The organism is Rhizobacter sp. P1_G5, assembly GCF_056405435.1.
In genome coordinates this window covers 1-3374 of the sequence record NZ_JBFUCB010000636.1, presented here as the reverse complement: position 1 = coordinate 3374, position 3374 = coordinate 1, and the positions used below count along the sequence as shown (strand labels likewise).

At 67.5% G+C, this 3374-nt stretch carries 4 protein-coding genes and 1 pseudogene; 3 read left to right on the top strand and 2 right to left on the bottom strand.

The genetic code is table 11. From position 1 onward, the window contains the following. Positions 1–199: 199 nt before the first annotated feature. A complete protein-coding gene (locus tag AC1D12_RS28540; RefSeq protein WP_465114734.1) occupies positions 200–481 on the bottom strand; it encodes a BrnA antitoxin family protein in 282 nt (93 codons plus the stop codon). A 7-nt stretch (positions 482–488) separates the two neighbouring features. Next, the gene (locus AC1D12_RS28535) at positions 489–758 is read right to left on the bottom strand and encodes a BrnT family toxin (protein WP_047509568.1); all 270 of its coding nucleotides are present in this window, start codon (positions 756–758) and stop codon (positions 489–491) included. 196 nt (positions 759–954) lie between these two features. Here AC1D12_RS28535 and AC1D12_RS28530 point away from each other — a divergent pair, with 196 nt between their 5' ends. From AC1D12_RS28530 to AC1D12_RS28520, 3 genes and pseudogenes are all read left to right on the top strand, one after another. Next, complete coding sequence (locus AC1D12_RS28530) at positions 955–2133, top strand: epoxide hydrolase family protein (RefSeq protein WP_477844474.1); 1179 nt, start codon at positions 955–957, stop codon at positions 2131–2133. Further along, positions 2066–2788, top strand: coding sequence for a helix-turn-helix domain-containing protein (locus AC1D12_RS28525; RefSeq protein ID WP_477827093.1), 723 nt, complete (start codon positions 2066–2068; stop codon positions 2786–2788). The genes AC1D12_RS28530 and AC1D12_RS28525 overlap by 68 nt, the downstream gene beginning before the upstream one ends. A 10-nt stretch (positions 2789–2798) precedes the next feature. Further along, a pseudogene (locus AC1D12_RS28520) lies at positions 2799–3374 on the top strand (hypothetical protein); the annotation flags it as partial.

The following is a 3374-nucleotide window of genomic DNA, read 5'->3' as shown; positions in this document are numbered from 1 at the left end:
GTCTTCAGCGCCACCACGAGGTCGCGGGCCGAGGCGCCGCTGGAGAAGGAGGCACCGGCGACGAGCGCGGCGGCGGTCAGCAGGGAGCGGCTGACTTGCCCGAGGGAAATACTTCCTGGCATGTGGGTGCTCTGCAGTACGTGACGATGAAGCTGGGGACGCTAGCAAGAAGCGATCCAAGGGGCAACTCGTCCCTTCCCTACCTTTGTGCCTTGCGCGACTGGCGCGTCACGTACTCGCGCAGCACCCCATCCATGCGTGACTGCCAGCCATCGCCGGTGGCCCGGAAAAACGCCAGCACCTCCTGGCTGTAGCGAACGGACACCAGTTGCTTCGGGTTCTCCACCTTCGGCCGACCGCGCAGGGTTCGCAACGGAACCATGGCCTTCAATTGCTTGGCCGTCAGGGGCTGCGCATCCGGGTCGGCCTTGGCCGCCGCGGTGATGGCTCTGTCTTCTGCTGCAGTCGGAACTGCAATCACGGGTCGCTTAACTGCTTTCGACATAGTGGTTGACCTCCTGGCGATTGGCCCTGCGCAAGCTGATGATGCGCCGCACGTCCCCACGATCGACAAAGGCAACGTAGTAGAGCGTGTTGGTCTCGGGGGCCAGCGCAATCATGCGCAGTTCGAGGTACTCGAAGCGATCGTCGACCCAGACCAGTGCGGCGTCCCAGTCAAGTTCAGCCGCCAAGGCCAGCGAGACACCGTGCTTGGCGTTGTTCTCGCGGTCCTTGGACGGATCGAACTCGATTCGCATCATTTACTGTAGCTACAGTAAATATGAATGTCAAACGGATTTCTCATCGGATGACCGAGCATTCGGGCCGCTCGCCGACCCGCCATCGGCGACCTGCTCGCGCAGGGCATCACCGACGCGTCGGTTTTCTACAAGATCGCCCGGCAGCGTTGCGAGACAGTGAAGGCCTCCCCACTGACCACCACCAGGAGCCACGATGAACACCACGAACACCACGATCCGCCCGTTCCGCATCGAGATCGCGCAAGCGCAGATCCTCGACCTGCAGCGCCGCCTCGCGGCCACGCGCTGGCCGCAACCGGTGGACCCGGGCTTCGGCCATGGCCAGTCGCTGGCGCTGGTGCGCGAGCTGGCCGCGTACTGGGCCGACGGATTCGACTGGCGCGCACAAGAGGCGCGCTTGAACCGCCATCCGCAGTTCATCACCGAGATCGACGGCCAGACCGTCCACTTCATCCACGTGAAGTCGAAGGAGCCCAACGCCTTCCCGTTGATCCTGACGCATGGCTGGCCCAGCTCGCCGGCAGAGTACCTGGACCTGATCGGCCCGCTCACCGACCCGCGCGGCCACGGCCTCGATGCGTCGATCGCGTTCGACCTGGTGATCCCGTCGGTGCCGGGCATGGGGCTGTCGTCGCCGCTCGCCGCCACCGGCTGGGACGCGGCCCGCACCGCGGCGGCCTGGGACACGCTGATGAAGCGCCTGGGCTACACCCGCTATGGCGCGCAAGGCGGCGACGTGGGCGCGCYGATCGCGCGCGAGCTGGGCATCCTCGCGCCCGCGGGCCTGGCCGGCGTCCACCTGCAGCAGGTGTTCGCCTTCCCCAACGGCAGCCCCGGCGAGATGGACGGGCTGTCCGCGTTCGAGATGGAAGGCTTCAAGACCCTGGAGTACTTCCGCAAGTACGCCGGCTACGTCGACATCCAGTCCAAGCGCCCCGGCACGCTGGCCTACGGGCTGGTCGATTCGCCGGTCGCCCTGCTGTCATGGAATGCCGAGCTGTTCTTCGGCTTCGAAGGGGAACGCGTCGCCGAGGTCGACCGCGATCGCTTCCTGACGCACGTGTCGCTCTACTGGTTCACCGGCACCGGCGGGCAGGCCGCGGAGTTCTATCGGGCCAACGCCGCCAGCGGTGCCGGCTACCGCGAGCTGCCCAACCCCACGCCGACCGCCGTGGCCGTGTTCCCGAATGACTTCCGCTCGGTCCGCAACTTCGTGGCCCGCTCCCACACCCGGGTGCTACAGTGGTCCGAGATGCCGCGCGGCGGCCATTTCGCCAACGAGACCGACCCCGACCTCGTCGCCGATGACCTGCGCCGCTTCTTCGTCGGACTGCAGGCGCAAGATGCCCCTCACGGAAGCAACGATCACTGAGGAAGAGCGCACGGCGGACTCGCCCCTGGTGGCGAAGGTCCGCAGTGCCCGCTACAGCGGCGACACGCGCGAAGTGGCCCTGCCCGACGGCTCCTGGGACCTGCTGTTCGTGCGCCGCGGCGGCGGCCCGCTGATGGTCATCCAGACCGGGCAGATCGCGGCGCCGCTGCCCGTGGACAGCCGGGCCGGCGACGAGATGCTGACGATCGCCTTCAAGCCCGAGGTCTACATGCCCCGCCTGCCGGGGCGATTGACGTTCAACCAGGGCGTGCCGTGCCCGGTCGAGGCGGATCGCAGTTTCTGGATCGGCCCCGAACGTTTCGAGGTGCCCCGCTTCGACAACGTCGAAGCGTTCGTGTCCGCGCTGGCGCGCAAGGGACTGCTGGAGCGCGATCCGGTGGTCTCGCGGGCGCTGCAGGGCGCGCGCCAGCGGCTCGACGAGCGCAGCATCCAGCGCCACTTCGCAGAAGTGACCGGCCTCGGCCTGAAGGCCTTCCGGCAGATCGCCCGGGCCCACGAGGCCGCGCGGCTGCTGCGCCTGGGACAGGCGCCGTCGCAGGTCGCCGCCGAACTCGAATTCACCGACCAGGCCCACCTGACACATTCGCTGAAGCGATTCCTCGGGCAGACCCCGCGGCAGATCGCCAGGCCATGAGGAGATGACCATGCGCATCGCATTCCGCCTGCTGGCCCGCCCGCTGTTCTGCATGTTGTTCGCGGCGCACCTGGGCGCCTCGGCGGTGGAGATCGTGCGCATTCCGAAACCCGAGTTCGAGGGGGACCGCCGCTACGACTACCCGCTGCAACTGCTGCAGCTCGCGCTGTCGAAGAGCGGCACCGAGTACCGGATCCAGACGGCCGAGATCGCGATGAACCAGGAGCGGCAGGTGCTGGAAATCGAGGCCGGCCGGACGATCGACGTCGGCCCGATCCCCAGTTCCGCCGAACGCGAGGCGCGCCTGCTGCCGATCTACATCCCGATCAACAAGGGCCTGCTCGGCTGGCGCCTGGGCCTGATCCGCAAGGGCGAGCAGGGCCTGGTGGCCGGCGTCAACACGCTGGACGACCTGAAGCGGCTGCGGCTCGCGCAGGGACAGGAGTGGCCGGACACGCAGATCCTGCGCGCCAACGGCATCGACGTGATCACGGCGCCGAAGTACGAAGGCCTGTTCAAGATGCTCACCGGCAAGCGCTTCGACTACTTCCCGCGCAGCATGATGGAGATCTGGGACGAGCAGGCC

Excerpts from the sequence above, each read along its gene's own strand:
- AC1D12_RS28525 (WP_477827093.1), top strand. The coding sequence starts at position 2,066 with ATGACCTGCGCCGCTTCTTCGTCGGACTGCAGGCGCAAGATGCCCCTC.
- AC1D12_RS28535 (WP_047509568.1), bottom strand. The coding sequence starts at position 758 with ATGCGAATCGAGTTCGATCCGTCCAAGGACCGCGAGAACAACGCCAAG.